Annotated in this window: 12 protein-coding genes and 1 pseudogene; 9 read left to right on the top strand and 4 right to left on the bottom strand. The window is 71.4% G+C overall.

Annotated elements, in window-relative coordinates:
- Window positions 1-26: 26 nt before the first annotated feature.
- Window positions 27-866: a (2Fe-2S)-binding protein gene (locus ACZ6I3_RS13305; RefSeq protein ID WP_469414301.1), complete on the top strand. Its 840-nt coding sequence runs from the start codon at window positions 27-29 to the stop codon at window positions 864-866.
- 7 nt (window positions 867-873) lie between these two features.
- On the opposite strand, the gene ACZ6I3_RS13300 is transcribed toward ACZ6I3_RS13305, so the two are convergent.
- From ACZ6I3_RS13300 to ACZ6I3_RS13285, 4 genes and pseudogenes are all read right to left on the bottom strand, one after another.
- Window positions 874-1,683 carry an alpha/beta fold hydrolase gene (locus ACZ6I3_RS13300; protein ID WP_469414300.1) on the bottom strand — a complete coding sequence of 270 codons (810 nt, stop codon included), beginning with the start codon at window positions 1,681-1,683 and terminating at the stop codon, window positions 874-876.
- 31 nt (window positions 1,684-1,714) lie between these two features.
- A complete protein-coding gene (locus ACZ6I3_RS13295; protein WP_469414298.1) occupies window positions 1,715-3,097 on the bottom strand; it encodes an FAD-binding oxidoreductase in 1,383 nt (460 codons plus the stop codon).
- A gap of 104 nt (window positions 3,098-3,201) precedes the next feature.
- Window positions 3,202-4,488, bottom strand: a complete 1,287-nt coding sequence (locus tag ACZ6I3_RS13290; RefSeq protein WP_469414296.1) for a cytochrome P450 — start codon at window positions 4,486-4,488, stop codon at window positions 3,202-3,204.
- A gap of 29 nt (window positions 4,489-4,517) precedes the next feature.
- Window positions 4,518-5,866 (bottom strand): annotated as a pseudogene (locus ACZ6I3_RS13285) (glutamine synthetase family protein).
- A gap of 339 nt (window positions 5,867-6,205) precedes the next feature.
- Between ACZ6I3_RS13285 and ACZ6I3_RS13280 the strand changes: the two are divergent.
- From ACZ6I3_RS13280 to ACZ6I3_RS13245, 8 genes are all read left to right on the top strand, one after another.
- Complete coding sequence (locus tag ACZ6I3_RS13280; protein ID WP_399022705.1) at window positions 6,206-6,394, top strand: ferredoxin; 189 nt, start codon at window positions 6,206-6,208, stop codon at window positions 6,392-6,394.
- Between the two features lies 1 nt (window position 6,395).
- Complete coding sequence (locus tag ACZ6I3_RS13275; RefSeq protein ID WP_469414295.1) at window positions 6,396-7,607, top strand: NAD(P)/FAD-dependent oxidoreductase; 1,212 nt, start codon at window positions 6,396-6,398, stop codon at window positions 7,605-7,607.
- Entirely contained in the window at window positions 7,604-8,413 is an 810-nt protein-coding gene (locus tag ACZ6I3_RS13270; RefSeq protein WP_469414294.1) for an acetoacetate decarboxylase family protein, read from the top strand. Before ACZ6I3_RS13275 ends, ACZ6I3_RS13270 begins: the two co-directional genes overlap by 4 nt.
- 97 nt (window positions 8,414-8,510) lie before the next feature.
- Complete coding sequence (locus ACZ6I3_RS13265; RefSeq protein ID WP_469414292.1) at window positions 8,511-9,974, top strand: aldehyde dehydrogenase; 1,464 nt, start codon at window positions 8,511-8,513, stop codon at window positions 9,972-9,974.
- A complete protein-coding gene (locus ACZ6I3_RS13260; RefSeq protein ID WP_469414290.1) occupies window positions 9,967-10,917 on the top strand; it encodes a 3,4-dihydroxyphenylacetate 2,3-dioxygenase in 951 nt (316 codons plus the stop codon). The genes ACZ6I3_RS13265 and ACZ6I3_RS13260 overlap by 8 nt, the downstream gene beginning before the upstream one ends.
- Window positions 10,910-11,755, top strand: coding sequence for a fumarylacetoacetate hydrolase family protein (locus tag ACZ6I3_RS13255; RefSeq protein ID WP_469414288.1), 846 nt, complete (start codon window positions 10,910-10,912; stop codon window positions 11,753-11,755). Before ACZ6I3_RS13260 ends, ACZ6I3_RS13255 begins: the two co-directional genes overlap by 8 nt.
- Before the next feature lie 79 nt (window positions 11,756-11,834).
- Window positions 11,835-12,437, top strand: a complete 603-nt coding sequence (locus tag ACZ6I3_RS13250; RefSeq protein ID WP_469414287.1) for a TetR/AcrR family transcriptional regulator — start codon at window positions 11,835-11,837, stop codon at window positions 12,435-12,437.
- Between the two features lie 146 nt (window positions 12,438-12,583).
- Entirely contained in the window at window positions 12,584-14,041 is a 1,458-nt protein-coding gene (locus ACZ6I3_RS13245) for an APC family permease (RefSeq protein ID WP_469414286.1), read from the top strand.
- Window positions 14,042-14,049: the final 8 nt, after the last annotated feature.

The following is a 14,049-nucleotide window of genomic DNA, read 5'->3' as shown; positions in this document are numbered from 1 at the left end:
GTGGCAACTGCCCGTAGGAGTGATCGATGCGCACTGTCCTGGAGTCACCGCCGACCCTCGCCTCCGTCCTCGGTACCGCCTACCGGCGGCTGACGGGCATCTGCGAGGCGCTGAGCGTCGAGGTCGCGGACCCCCGGACGGCCTACGGCGAACAGGCGCTCACCGCAGCCGGGCTGACGTCGGATCAGTCCGCCCTCGACGCCTTCCTGAAGGCCGAGGAGACGCGCATCCGCACCCGCTTCGCCCACACCCCCCGCCCCCACGTCACCGCCTCACGCGCCCTGCACGACTACGCCTGGTCCATCGCCCTCCTGATGAGCGGCGTCTGGTACCTGGAACGCCGGGTGCCGCGCATCCGGCCGCAGTCGGTGCGCCTGGACCTCGAGGCCGGGGCGTACACGATCACTCCGGAGTCCCGCGTCGCCTGCCTGCCCGGCGACCCCGTCGCCGCGCTGCCCGGCGCGGTGACCGTCGCGGGCGAGGAGGCCCTGCGGGCCGAGCTGCGCGCCGCGGTCGCCGACCACATGCGCCCGCTGCTCACCGCCCTCGGCCCCGCCGTGCGCCGCGGACCGCGCGCCCTGTGGGGCATGGTCGGCGACGACCTCGTCTCCGGGATCTGGTACCTGGGCCGGACCCTCGGCCGCGAGGAGGACGCCGTACGCGCGGCGACCGCGCTGCTCCCCGAGCCCGTCAGCCCCTACCCCTCGGGAGCGGACTTCCGTCTGCTGACCGGCACCGACGGCCGCCGTCACACGACCCGCACCCGGGCCGGCTGCTGTCTCTACTACGCCATCCAGCCGGACGAGGCCTGCGGCACCTGCCCCCGCACCTGCGACACGGAACGGCTGCGCCGGCTGGAGGAGTGACCAGCCGTCAGTCTCCTGACTCCACCTCTCGCCAGAACGCGTCGACCCGCGCGTTGAACACCTCCGGCACCTCCTGGAACGGCTGATGAGCCTCTCCGGGCAGCACCTCGAACTCGGCGTCCGGAATGCTCTGCGCGACCTCCCGGCCGAGGCGCGGCGGCGTGGCGAGGTCGAGTTCGCCGGAGAGGACGAGGGTCGGCGCGGTGATGCCGCCGAGACGGTCGGACGTGTCATGGCGGCAGAACGCCGCGAGCTGGCGCTGGAAGGCCTCGGCGGACTGCGGGTGCTCGAAGGCCAGCGTCTCGTCGATGAGGCGGTCGACCAGGCCGTCGGCATGGGCGCGCGGTGTGTAGATCCACAGGTAGAACGCCTCGAGCATGGCGCGCTCGGTCGGAGCCCGCTCCACCATCCACTCCCAGAAGCGCGTCATCGCGCGGAAGTAGGAGTCCGGGCGAGCCGTCGTGCTCATCAGGACCAGGCTGCGGACGAGGCCGGGATGCCTCAGCGCCAGCTCCTGGGCGATGAAGCTGCCTCCCGAGAAGCCGGTCACGTGGGCGGCCGGGATCTGGAGCGTGCGCAGCAGCGCGGCGGCGTCGTCGGCCATCCGGGGCATGGTGAGCGGCCCCTCGGGCAGGGGTGTACGCCCGGCGCCCCGGTTGTCGAAGGCGGTGAGCCGGTAGCGGTCCGCGAGCCCGTCGAGCTGTGACCGCCACGCCTCGGCCGGGTCCCCGAGCCCCGAGATGAGCAGGACGTCGGGCCCCTGGCCCCGTCGCTCGACCCAGAGCTCCACGCCGCCGGCGTCGATCATCTCTCCCATGGCCGCCTCCCGGAGCGGGGAACCGTGGCCGTCACCCCCGCGCCGGCGCGATGTTCTGGTTGGCGTGGAACAGGTTGTCCGGGTCGTAGGTCCGCTTGACCCGGGCGAGCCTGTCGTAGTGGTCGCGGTACGTCGCCCGGACCCGCTCCTGGCCCTCGCCCGTCCCCATGAAGTTCACGTACGAGCCGCCCATGGAGTACGGGTGCAGCTCCTCCTGGTAGTCGACGCACCACTGCCTGATGGCCCCGGCGTTGACCGGATCGGGGTCCACACCGGCGAAGACGCCCGACCAGACCGCGTCCCGGTAGCTCCACGCCGTGTCGTCCGGGCCCACTCGGTGGGCCGCCCCGTCGACCGGGTAGAGGTGCATCAGCGAGAGCTGGGTGGGGTTGTTCTCGGCGTATTTGAGGTGCACGTCCAGGGCGGCGTCCGGGATGTGGTCGAAGAAGTCGCCGCGCCAGTACCACTGGTAGCCGGTCGGGATCAGTTCGTCGAACATGCTCTGCAGCGCGACGTACGGCATCGGAGTCGTGAAGTGGAAGGCCGGCGATCCGGCCTCGTTCACCACGGAGAGCGTCTCGTCGAGCCGGTCCAGATCGTCGGTGAGGCACCACACGATGCCGCACACCTTCCGCCCGTGGAGTTCCTCGGGGAAGGGCGGGCCGGGCGGGACGACGAAGACGTTGAAGAAGCCGTACACGTCCTCGGGCGCCCGCGGGAGGAACTCGCGGTACCACGCCAGCGCCTCGCGGGTGTGCTCGACCGGCCAGACGGTCACCCCGACCCCGACCGTGTCCACCGGGTGCAGCCGGTAGGTGAGGGAGGTCGCGATGCCGAAGTTGCCGCCGCCTCCGCGCAGGGCCCAGAACAGGTCCGGGTGCTCGTCCGCGTTCGCGGTGACGTAGCTGCCGTCGGCCAGGACGACGTCGGCGGCGATCAGGTTGTCCGCGGTCAGGCCGTACTTGCGGGTGAGATAGCCGTGTCCGCCGCCGAGGGTCAGGCCCCCGACCCCCGTCATGGAGATGATGCCGGTCGGGGTGGCCAGGCCGAAGGCGTGCGTGGCGTGGTCCAGGTCGCCGAGCTGAGCGCCGCCGCCGGCTTGCGCGGTCCGCGCCGCCGGGTCGACCCGCACCCCGCGCATCGGCGACAGGTCGATGGTGACGCCGTCGTCCACCAGACACAGGCCCGGGCCGCTGTGCCCGCCGCCCCGCACGGCGAGTTCCAGACCGTGATCGCGGACGTAGGCGACCGCGGCCATGACATCCGCGGCGTCCGCGCACCGCACGATGGCGGCGGGATGCTTGTCGATCATCGCGTTGTAGATCTTGCGGGCCTGGTCGTAGTCCGCGTCCCGTGGGCCTATGACCGGCCCTCGCAGCGTGGTCCGCATGTCTTCCAGGGTGGCGCTGTTCATGACGATCTCCTCGGGACGCGTGCCCGTGCTGATATCACCAGCCTCCCGCCGACCGCGCGGCTGTGCATGTCCGGCGGAGAGCCACCGCCCGGCTGTCCGCGGACTCAGGTCAGGGTGACCTCCACCGGCAGCTTCTTGATCCCGTTGACGAAATTGGACCGCACTCGCGGCACGTCACCGGCCAGGCGGATGTCCGCCAGGCGCGGGATCAGCTCCTCGAACATGATCCGGATCTCGGTGCGCGCGAGGAGGTTGCCCAGGCACAGGTGAGGGCTGCCCTTGCCGAAGGTGACATGGTCGTTGTCGCGGCGCGTGACATCGAAGTCGTAGGGGTTGCCGAAGGCCTCCTCGTCGCGGTTGCCGGAGGCGAACCACATCACGACCTTGTCGCCCTCCCTGACCAGCCTGCCGCCCAGTTCGACGTCGCGCGTGGCGGTGCGGCGGAAGTGGTAGACGGGGGAGGCCCAGCGCAGGAACTCCTCCACCGCGACCGGGATCAGTGAGGGGTCCTGCTGGAGGCGGTCCAGCTGCTCGGGGTGCTGGATGAGGGCCAGCATCGAGTGGGAGATGGTGTGCCGGGTGGTCTCGTTGCCGGCGACGACCAGGAGCAGGAAGTAGTTGTCGAAGTCCTGCGGGGAGAGCGGCACACCGTCCCGGGGGGTGGTGTTGACCAGCCGGGACACCAGGTCGGTGCCGTCGCCGCCGCGTCGCCGCCGCGCCAGCTCCCGGCCGTACTCGAAGACCTCCAGCGAGGCGGGGGAGCGGAACGGCAGATCGCGGTACCGCTCGCTCTCCTCGCTGTGCAGCAGGACGTCCGCGTAGTCGGGGTCGGTGTGGCCGATGATGCGGTTGCCCCAGTCGATCAGCCGCTGGTTGTCCTCCGGGGGCACGTCCAGCAGCCGGGCCAGGACGTTGATCGGGAAGTCCGCCGAGACGTCCTCGACGAAGTCGAAGCGGCCCTTGGCGAGCGCGGCGTCGAGGGTGCGTGCCGTCAGTCCGCGCAGGAAGTCGGTGTAGCCGCCGATCACGTTCGCGCCGAACTGCCGCTGGATCAGGCTGCGCAGCGCCCGGTGCCGGACCCCGTCCAGTTCGAGGATCGAGGCGCGTTTCTTGATCTGGTCGTCGTCGACCTCCTCCAGGTTGACGAACCTCGTCGACGTGAAGGTCTCCGCGTCGCGGTCGACCCGGACGATGTCCTGGTGCCGGGTCACCGCCCAGAATCCGGAGTTGGGTGCCTCCTCGGGCTGCCAGTGCACGGGGTCCTCGTGACGCAGGGTGTGGAACATCCGCCAGGGCGTGACACCGTCCGTGAAGCGGTCCAGGTCGGCGAGGTTCACGTCGGCCAGGGGCAGCGGCTCGCGCAGGGCGTCGGTCGGGGTCTCGGTGGTCATCGAACAGCTCCTCGGCGTCACAGCGGGCGTCACAGGTGGTAGGCGTACTCGGTGAACTCCCAGTCGGTGACGTGCCGGTGGAAGCGTTCGACCTCGTCGCGCTTGTAGGAGAGGAAGGACGTGGTGAAGCCCTTGCCGAGCAGGTCGGTCAGGGCGGTGTCCGCCTCCAGCGCGTCCAGCGCTGCGGACAGGGTCTGGGGCAGGGCGGCGGACCGGGAGGTGTCGTAGCCGTAGCCCTCCAGCGGGGCGGGCGGCTCCTCGCCGGCCAGGACGCCCAGGAGGGCGGCGGCCGTCGTGGCGGCGATCGCCAGATAGGGGTTGGCGCTCGCGTCGCCCAGCCGCAGTTCGAGCCGGGCACCCGAGCCGCGCTCGGGCGGGACGCGCACCATGGCGCTGCGGTTGTCCAGCCCCCAGTCGATCAGCCAGGGCGCGAGGGTGTCCGGCCCGAAGCGCTTGTACGAGTTGACGGTGGGGTTGAGCAGCGCGGCCAGGGCGGGGGCGTGGGCGAGGACACCGGCGATGGCGTGCCGGGCGACGGCGGACAGGCCGTACGCCCCCGACGGGTCGTCGAAGGTGTTGCCGCCCTGGTCGTCCTCGCCGGAGAGGTGGAGGTGGAAGCCGGAGCCGCCCGCGTCGTTGAAGGGCTTGGCCATGAACGTGGCCAGGCGGCCCTCCTTACGGGCCAGTTCCTTGATCGCGGCCTTGAAGCGGAAGGACCGGTCGGCGGCCGAGAGGGCGTCGGAGTGCGCCAGGTTGATCTCGATCTGGCCGCCGTCGAACTCGTGGTTGCCGCTGATCGCCCCGATCCCCAGGTCGCGTACGTGGCGCAGGGTGCGCAGCAGGTGGTTGCCGGGGTCGGCGCGCAGCCCGGCGGTGTAGACGACGCCCGGCTCGGGCGCGTAGCGGCGCCAGCCGCCGGACGGGTCCTGCTCACACAGGAAGTACTCCAGCTCGGGCCCGACCACCGGCCGCAGCCCGTGCTCGGCGCACCGGGCGAGGACGGCGCGCAGCAGGTCGCGGGGCGACTCCGGGGCGGGCGCGCCGGTCGCCGGGTCGACGACCTCGCCCAGACAGGCGGCCACCCCGGCTCCCAGGGCAGGGGCACCAGGGTGCCGAGGTCCGGCCGTACGCAGATGTCCGGCAGCCCCGCGTCCAGCCCGCCGCTCACCGGGACCACGTCGCCCTGCGGGCTGGTGTGGTAGACGGCCCGGCAGAACGCGAGACCGTGCGCGCAGGCCCGGGGCAGCTCATCGAGGAGCACGTCACGCGCCCGGTCGGTGCCGATGAGGTCGGGATAGGTCACCCGGACCACGTCGATGCCGTCGGCGGCGAGCCGCTCCATGTGGCGGCGGACTTCTTCAAGGTCGTGAGCGCTCACCGTTGTCTCCTCGGGCGGACGTCGGGACACCTCCGGGGCACGGGGCCGGGGAGGCGGGTGGCGGGAGAGCGAGCAGGCCGGGCGCGGCGGAGCCAGGGACCGCCCGGTACTTTGTTTGATGCCAAACGGTAGGGGTGGGCGAGGGGGGCCGCAAGGGGGTGGGGGCAAGAATTTATCCATCCGGATAGCTATTGACCAGACCCCTGCCCCTGCCTACCTTGTTTGAAGCCAAACGAGTTCGGGGTGCGTCGAACCGCACCCCGTTGGCCGGGGCCCGGCCCGTCCGGCCGGGCCCCTTTCCCTCTCCCTTCGACGCCCTCACATTCAGGAGGACCGGCCATGAAGGTCGTCGTCGACATGAACAAGTGCCAGGACCACGGCCAGTGCGTCTTCGCGGCCCCCGACGTCTTCCACCTGGACGACACCGGCCGCCTGGCCCACGTCCCCGACCCCGACGACGCGCTGCGCGACGAGGTCGAGGAGGCCGCGGACGTCTGCCCGCTCCAGGCCATCCGGATCGAGGACTGACATGAGCGGGCGCATCGTCGTGGCAGGCGCCTCCCTGGGCGGCCTGCGGGCGGCCGAGCAGCTGCGCACCGCCGGCTGGACCGGCGGCATCACGGTGCTCGGCGACGAGCCGCACCCGCCGTACAACCGGCCCCCGCTGTCCAAGGAGGTCCTCGCGGGCAAGGCGGCCTTCGCGTCGCTGGCCTTCACCCCGAAGGCATCCGTGGCGGACGTGGAGTGGCGGCTGGGCACGAAGGCGGTCGCGGCGCGGCTCGCCGAGCGGACCGTCGAACTCGACGACGGCTCGGTGCTCTCCTACGACGGTCTGGTCGTCGCCACCGGCATGCGGCCCCGCCGGCTGCGCTGCCCCGGCCCGCTCGCCGGCCGCCACACCGTCCGCACGATCGACGACGCCCAGGTCCTGCGGGGCGAACTGACCCGGCCCGGGGTGCGGGTGGTCGTCGTTGGTGCGGGGTTCATCGGCTGCGAGGTCGCCGCGACGGCTCTCGGGCTGGGCGCGGCCGAGGTGACGGTCGTCGACCCGCTGCCCCTGCCGATGGTCGGGCCGCTCGGCGAGCTGCTCGCCCGCGCGCTGCTGCGGCGGCACGAGGAGCGCGGGGTCCGCTTCGCGCTCGGTGCGGGTGTCGCCGGGTTCGAGGGGCGGGACCGCGTCACCGGTGTCGTCCTGGGTGACGGCTCCGTGCTTCCCGCCGACGTGGTGGTGGAGTCCGTCGGCTCGGTCGCCAATACGGAGTGGCTGGACGGCAACGGGCTTGACCTGGACGACGGCGTGCTCACCGACGAGCACTTGCGGGTCGGTGGCCGCCCGGACGTCGTCGCCGTCGGCGATGTCGCCCGCTTCCCCAACGCCCGCTACGACGGGGTGCCGCGCCGGGTCGAGCACTGGTCCGTCCCGGCCGACTCGGCCAAGCACGCCGCGAAGGTGCTGGCCGGTGGTGTGGCCGGCCTGACGCCCTTCGCGCCGCTGCCCACCTTCTGGAGCGACCAGCACGACTTCCGGCTCCAGTCCTTCGGCGCACCTGCCCTGGGGCTCGGTGACGTCCGGGTCCTCGACGGCGACCCGTCGGGGGACGTCCTGGTCGGCTACCACCGCGACGGACTGCTGGTCGGTGTCGTCGCGCTCGGCGGACCGGCCGTCGGCCGTGCCGCCGCCCGCTGTCGCGCCGAGCTGCTGAAGCAGCCCGCCCTCACTGCGCAAGGAGCCCTCAAGTGACCGTTGTTCAGGGGTACTTCCACCCCAAGACGGCGAGCGGTGCCTCGTCGCTGATTCCCGCGCCGCCGTGGCACTACTCCGGAGACCTGCTGACCGTCGAGTACCGGACGGATCCCTCGCGGGTGCGCGAACTGCTGCCCGATCCCCTGGAGTTGGCCGACGAGGATCCGGGGGCCGTCGCCCTGATCTGGGCGGACTGGCAGTCGTGCTCGGGGGCGGGGGAGGAGCTGCTCGATCCTGTGCGGGCGCAGTACAAGGAGGCGTTCGCGGTCGTGCGGTGCGCGTTCCGTGGGCGGACCTACTCGCGGTGCGTCTACATCTGGGTCGACAAGGACTTCGCGATCGCGCGAGGGCTGCACCAGGGGTATCCGAAGAAGCTCGGGTCCATTCATCAGACGCGGCCTCATCCGTATGGGCCCGCGCCGCGGATCGAGGCGGGGGCGCGGTTCGGGGCGACGCTGGCCGCGGCGGACCGGCGGCTGGCTCAGGCCGTGGTGACGCTGCGCGAGCCTTCCGAGAGCGGCGGCTTCGTCAACGCGCATCCCATGGCTCATCACCGGTGGTTGCCGTCGATCGAGGGTAAGGGGCTGGCTCTTGATGAGCTGATCGCGTCCGGGGCGGCTTCGTTCGAGGGTGGGCAGGCGTGGGTCGGTGACGCGGAGTTGGAGCTGTTCGAGGCGCCTACCGAGGAGCTTGCCCGGCTGGAGGTGCGTGAGCCGATCGCTGCGTATTACCGGCAGGTCGGGGTGGTGTGGGACGGGGGGCGGCTGCTTGAGGTCGGTACGTCAGCAGCGTGTGCCGAGTGAGGTTTGTGGGCGGGTGCGGGTCCGTCGTGATTGTTCGCGCAGTTCCCCGCGCCCCTGAGGACGTGCGACAGCCCCTCTTCTGAATGGAACCCTTCTCATGCCTGACAACATCATCGTCGCCGGTGTCTCCGTCGATGCCCGGCACTGGATCGGCGGGCAACGCGTAACCTCCGCCGATACGTTCACTGACCATTCGCCGATCGACGGCAGTGCTCTCGGCGAGATCGCCCGGGGCGGTCCCGCTGAGGCCCGAGCCGCCGTCGCCGCCGCCCGGGACGCCTTTCCCGCCTGGGCGACGACCTCCCGTACGGAACGCGCCCGCATCCTTCACGCCATCGCCGACGGGGTCGAGAAGCGGATCGAAGAGCTCGCGATCGTCGAGACCACCGACAACGGCGCCCTCCTGCGTTCCCACTGCCGGGGCGTGATGCCCCGTGTCGCTCACAACTTCCGGTTCTTCGCGGACTGGTTGCTGTCGCTCGGCCACGAGGACTTCGAGACCCGGGGGCACACCAACCACGTCAGCTGGGATCCGGCGGGGCCCTGTGTGCTGATCACTCCGTGGAACGCGCCCCTGATGCTGGCCACCTGGAAGGTCGCCCCCGCCCTCGCCGCGGGCAACACCGTCGTTCTCAAGCCGGCGGAGTGGTCCCCGCTGACCGCCTCCCTGCTGGCCGACATCGCAGCCGAGGCGGGGCTGCCGGCCGGGGTGCTGAATGTCGTGCAGGGGTACGGCTCGGAGGTCGGGGACGCTCTGACCTCGCACCCGGAGGTGCGCCGGATCAGTTTCACGGGGTCCGTGCCGACCGCGAAGCGGATCGCGGAGTCGGCCGCTTCGCAGCTCACCCCCTTGAGTCTCGAACTCGGGGGCAAGTCACCGCTGCTGGTGTTCGCCGACGCCGATCTGGAGCTGGCCGTCGACCTCGCCGTCGAGCAGTACGACAACGCCGGGCAGGTCTGTCTGGCGGGCACCCGGCTGCTGGTCGAGGAGACGGTCGCCGACGAGTTCACCCGCCGGTTCGTCGAGAAGGCCACGGCCCTGGAACAGGGCGACCCGCGGGACGAGGCCACCGACATCGGGCCCACCATCCATCCCCGCCAGCTGGAGAAGATCGACGGGTTCGTGCGGCGGGCCGTCGCGGCCGGGGCACGGGCCGTCGTCGGAGGGCATCGGAAGGACGGGCAGTACTACGCGCCGACCCTGCTCACCGATGTCGCCCAGGACTCCGAGATCGTGCAGGAGGAGGTCTTCGGGCCGGTTCTGACCCTCCAGACCTTCGCGGGCGAGGACGAGGCGGTCCGGCTCGCCAACGACACCCGTTTCGGGCTGGCCGCCACTGTCGCCACCGGCGATCGCGACCGTGCCGAGCGGGTCACCGCGCGGCTCGTCGCGGGCACGGTCTGGGTCAACTGCTTCTTCGTACGCGACCTCCAGGCACCCTTCGGCGGCTCCCGGCAGTCCGGTGTCGGCCGTGAGGGCGGTACCTGGAGCTTCGACTTCTACTGCGACCTGAAGAACACCGTCACCGCCCCGAAGGGATGGAACCAGGACCATGGGTGAGATCGTCGGGGCCGGGCTGCTCGCCCACGTGCCCACCATCGTGCTGCCCGAGGCGGATCGCCGGGAGCTGAACGAGGGCAAGGAGATCACCCTCGTGACCGGGCTCCGGGAGCTCCGCGGGGACGTCTTCGAGCGTGATGCCGCCAACGAGTACGACACCGTGGTCGTACTCGACTCCCACTGGGCGACCACCGTCGAGTTCGTCGTCACCGCGCAGGAGCGGCGCGCGGGCCTGTTCACCTCCGAGGAGCTGCCGCGCGGCATGTGCAGGATGCCGTACGACTTCCCCGGCGACCCCGAACTCGCCCACAACGTGGCCGGGTTCGCCGACAAGCACGGCACCTGGATCACCCCGATCGACGACGCGTACCTGCCGATCTACTACGCCACCCTCAACCTCTGGAAGTACCTGGGGGAGGGACTGCCGGACAAGCGGTGGATCACCATCGGCGTCTGCCAGACCGGCGACATGGAGGACCATCTGCGGCTCGGGCGGGCGCTGGCCGACGGGATCGCCGCCACCCCCGGGAGACGGGTCCTGGTCATCGCCTCCGGCGCCCTGTCGCACACTTTCTGGCCGCTGCGCGAACTGCGCGACCATGAGGCCAGCGACCCCGTCCATATTCGTACGCCCGAAGCGCGCGAGGCCGATGAGGAGCGGATCGCCTGGTTCAAGGAGGGCCGTCACGACAAGGTCCTCGCCACCATGGACGAGTTCTGGCGGTACAAGCCCGAGGCGAAGTTCTTCCACTACCTGATGCTGGCCGGCGCCCTCGGCGAGCAGGCCTGTGTCGCCCCGGCCCGGCAGTACGGCGCGTACGAGAACTCCGTCGGCACCGGCCAGGTCCATCTCTGGTTCGACCGCCCGGCCGGCGGCTGGACCGGGGACCACGCCACCCCCGCCGCAGACCACACCCCCGCGCAGGAGTCCGCCCATGCCTGAGTACCGCCGTATCCTCCTCGACGGTGCCGCCGTCCAGGTCACCGTCGACGGTGACGAACTCGTCGCCGGGGACGGCCGCCGCGTCAAGACCGAGACGGCACAGCATCTGCCGCCGGTCGTGCCGTCCAAGGTCATCGCCGTCCATCTCAACCACCGCAGCCGGGTCGACGAGTTTCAGATCGGCCTGCCCGGCACCCCCACCTACTTCCACAAGCCGACCTCCGCCCTCAACTCCCACCGGGGCGCGATCGTCCGCCCCGAGGGCTGCAAGTGGCTCAACTACGAGGGCGAGGTCGCCATCGTCATCGGGCGGACCGCGCGGAACATCGCACCGGCCGAGGCGGGGGAGTACATCGCCGGGTACACCGTCGCCAACGACTACGGGCTGCACGACTTCCGCGACACCGACGCCGGCTCCATGCTCCGGGTCAAGGGTTCCGACACCCTCTGCCCGCTCGGCCCCGGCCTCGTCACCGACTGGGACTTCCACGGCAAGCGGCTGCGGACCTTCGTCAACGGAGAGGTCGTGCAGGACGGCTCCACCGACGAGATGACGTGGGACATGCACTACCTCGTCGCCGACATCGCCCGCACCATCACCCTGTACCCCGGGGACGTCCTGCTGTCCGGCACCCCGGCCAACTCGCGCCCCGTCCAGCCGGGAGACGTGGTGGAGGTGGAGGTCGAAGGGCTGGGACGGCTCACCAACCACATCGTGACCGGCCCGACCGCCGTCCGCACGGACGTGGGTGCCCAGCCCACCGAGTCGGAGGAGGTGCTGTCGACCGCGCTCGGCGGCGACTGGGAGTTCCGTGGCATCCGGCCGCCGCGTCGCTGAGGCGGGCACCGGACGCGGTGTCTCCGACGGGGGCACCGGCCCCGTCGCCGACCGGGACGGCCCGGGTAGGGTCGCGGGCATGACCGAGCCCGCCGGCCGCCGCCCCCGCAAGCGCGTGAACTACGGCACGGGCCGCGAGGCCCTGCTGGAGGCCGCCGTGCGGGTCGTCGCCCGGGGCGGGCTGCGCAGGCTCACCTACCGGGCGGTCGCGCAGGAGGCCGGTGTCACCCACGGCCTGGTCGTGCACCACTTCGGCTCCCGCGACGCCCTGATCGAAGAAGCCCTGACCCACGCCATCCGGTCCTCCCTGAGCAGCAGCGCCCTGGAGCCCGGCACGGGCGAGGCCGCCGACTTCTCGGTGGGCCTGACGGACATGGTGGAGTCGGGGCCGGACCTCCAGGCGTTCCAGTACGAACTGCTGCTGGAGTCCCGGCGCCGCCCCGAGCTCCTGGCCCACCTGCGGTCGCTGTACGAGGAGTACTTCGACGCGACCCGGCGCGAACTCACCCAGATGCTGCCCGGACCGGTCGACGAGGGCCTGTCCCGGATGGTCTTCGCCACGCTGGAAGGACTCGTCCTGCACCAGCTGGTCTTCGGCGAGCGCGAGGTCATCGACGCGGCCCTCGACGAGCTGCGCTCAGTGCTGCGGCTGCTCGCCGAGCGACGGGGCGACGAGGCCTGACCTCTCGGCGTCCTTCCGCGCCGCCCCGGCCCCGAAGCTCTGGAATTCCTCGTCCCTCACCCCTTGCCAAACGGATAGTTCCGCCCCACGATGAGGCAACTCGTTTGGCCTGAAACGATCCTTCCTCCCTCTGGCAGGTGATCCGAGTGGACAGTCAGACGGTCTCCCCGCACCCGGCGAAACCGGACGCGCCCACCACAGGCACGCTCAAGCCCGACGCCCTCGGCGTCCTGGGCATCCTCTTCTTCGTCCTGTCCGCCCAGGCCCCGCTCACCGGCATCGCCGGCGCGGCCCCCATCGCCGTGGCGCTCGGCAACGGGCCCGGCGTGCCCGCCGCCTATCTGGTGGCGGGCCTGGTGATCCTGCTGTTCTCGGTGGGCTTCGTCGCCATGGGCCGCCATGTCGTGGACGCGGGCGCCTTCTACACCTACATCGGCAAGGGCCTGGGCCGGACCACCGGCACCGGCAGCGCGGGCCTCGCGCTCTTCGCGTACTGCACCATCCAGGCCGCCATGTACGGGCTCTACGGAGCCATCGTGAGCGGCCTAGTCGCCGGCCACACCGGCCTCGACCTGCCGTGGTGGGTCTGGACGCTGGTCACCATGGCCGTCGTCCAGGCGCTCGGCGCGGCCGGTGTCGAGATGGGCGCCAAGGTGCTGGCCGTCTTCGTCCTGGCGGAGTTCAGCATCCTGGCGGTCTTCGCCCTGGTCACCCTCGTCAAGGGCGGCGGCCCCGAGGGGCTCGGCCTCGCCGACAGCTTCTCCCCGTCCGCCGCCCTGGACGGAGCGCCGGGCGTGGCCGTGATGTTCGCTGTGGCCTCCATGTTCGGCTTCGAGGCCACCGCGATCTACGGCGAGGAGGCCCGCGAGCCGAGGAAGACCGTGCCGCGGGCCACCTACCTCGCGGTCGCCGTCGTCACCGGCTTCTTCGCCCTGACCTCCTGGATGATCATCTCCTCCTACGGCCCCTCCCAGGCCACCGCGGCCGCGGGCAAGGCCCTGGAGGGCGGTGACGGGGCCGGGTTCGTCTTCGCGCCCATCGCGGCCGAGTTCGGCGGCTGGGTGGGCGACGTACTGCCGATCCTGCTCGCCACCTCCCTCTTCGCGGGCATCCTCACCTTCCACAACTCCGCCAACCGCTACCTGTTCTCGCTCGGCCGCGACGGACTGCTGCCGCGCCGGCTGTGCGGACTCAACCGCCGCCACGCCCCCTGGACGGCGGGGTGCGTCCAGACCGTCCTGGCCGTCCTCCTCGTGCTCCCCTTCGCGCTCGCGGGCAAGGACCCGGTGCTCACACTGTTCTCCTGGTTCAGCGGGGTCGCCGTCCTGGCGATGATGCTGCTGTACCTGCTGACGTCAGTGTCCGTCGTCGTCTTCTTCCGACGCGTTCGTCTCGACACCCGCCCCTGGAACACCCTGGTCGCACCCGTCCTGGGCGCGCTGGGCATCGCCGGGGCGATCTGGCTCATCCTCGCCAACTTCACCACCCTCATCGGCGGCGACCGCACCACGGCCCTGTGGCTCACGCTGCCGGTCCCGGTGGTCATGGCGCTGGGCGTCGTGGCCGCGCGGGTGCGCAAACCGTCCGTCAGCACATCGACCTGATCAGGGAA

The organism is Streptomyces sp. NPDC041940 (assembly GCF_055589465.1).
The sequence above is the reverse complement of the archived record's forward strand: the minus strand, read 5'-3'. Positions and strand labels throughout refer to the sequence as shown.

What these genes read in the sequence shown, in the direction of transcription:
- ACZ6I3_RS13305 (WP_469414301.1), top strand. Translation starts at nt 27, where the DNA reads ATGCGCACTGTCCTGGAGTCACCGCCGACCCTCGCCTCCGTCCTCGGT.
- ACZ6I3_RS13300 (WP_469414300.1), bottom strand. Translation starts at nt 1,683, where the DNA reads ATGGGAGAGATGATCGACGCCGGCGGCGTGGAGCTCTGGGTCGAGCGA.
- ACZ6I3_RS13295 (WP_469414298.1), bottom strand. Translation starts at nt 3,097, where the DNA reads ATGAACAGCGCCACCCTGGAAGACATGCGGACCACGCTGCGAGGGCCG.
- ACZ6I3_RS13290 (WP_469414296.1), bottom strand. Translation starts at nt 4,488, where the DNA reads ATGACCACCGAGACCCCGACCGACGCCCTGCGCGAGCCGCTGCCCCTG.
- ACZ6I3_RS13280 (WP_399022705.1), top strand. Translation starts at nt 6,206, where the DNA reads ATGAAGGTCGTCGTCGACATGAACAAGTGCCAGGACCACGGCCAGTGC.
- ACZ6I3_RS13275 (WP_469414295.1), top strand. Translation starts at nt 6,396, where the DNA reads ATGAGCGGGCGCATCGTCGTGGCAGGCGCCTCCCTGGGCGGCCTGCGG.
- ACZ6I3_RS13265 (WP_469414292.1), top strand. Translation starts at nt 8,511, where the DNA reads ATGCCTGACAACATCATCGTCGCCGGTGTCTCCGTCGATGCCCGGCAC.
- ACZ6I3_RS13260 (WP_469414290.1), top strand. Translation starts at nt 9,967, where the DNA reads ATGGGTGAGATCGTCGGGGCCGGGCTGCTCGCCCACGTGCCCACCATC.
- ACZ6I3_RS13255 (WP_469414288.1), top strand. Translation starts at nt 10,910, where the DNA reads ATGCCTGAGTACCGCCGTATCCTCCTCGACGGTGCCGCCGTCCAGGTC.
- ACZ6I3_RS13250 (WP_469414287.1), top strand. Translation starts at nt 11,835, where the DNA reads ATGACCGAGCCCGCCGGCCGCCGCCCCCGCAAGCGCGTGAACTACGGC.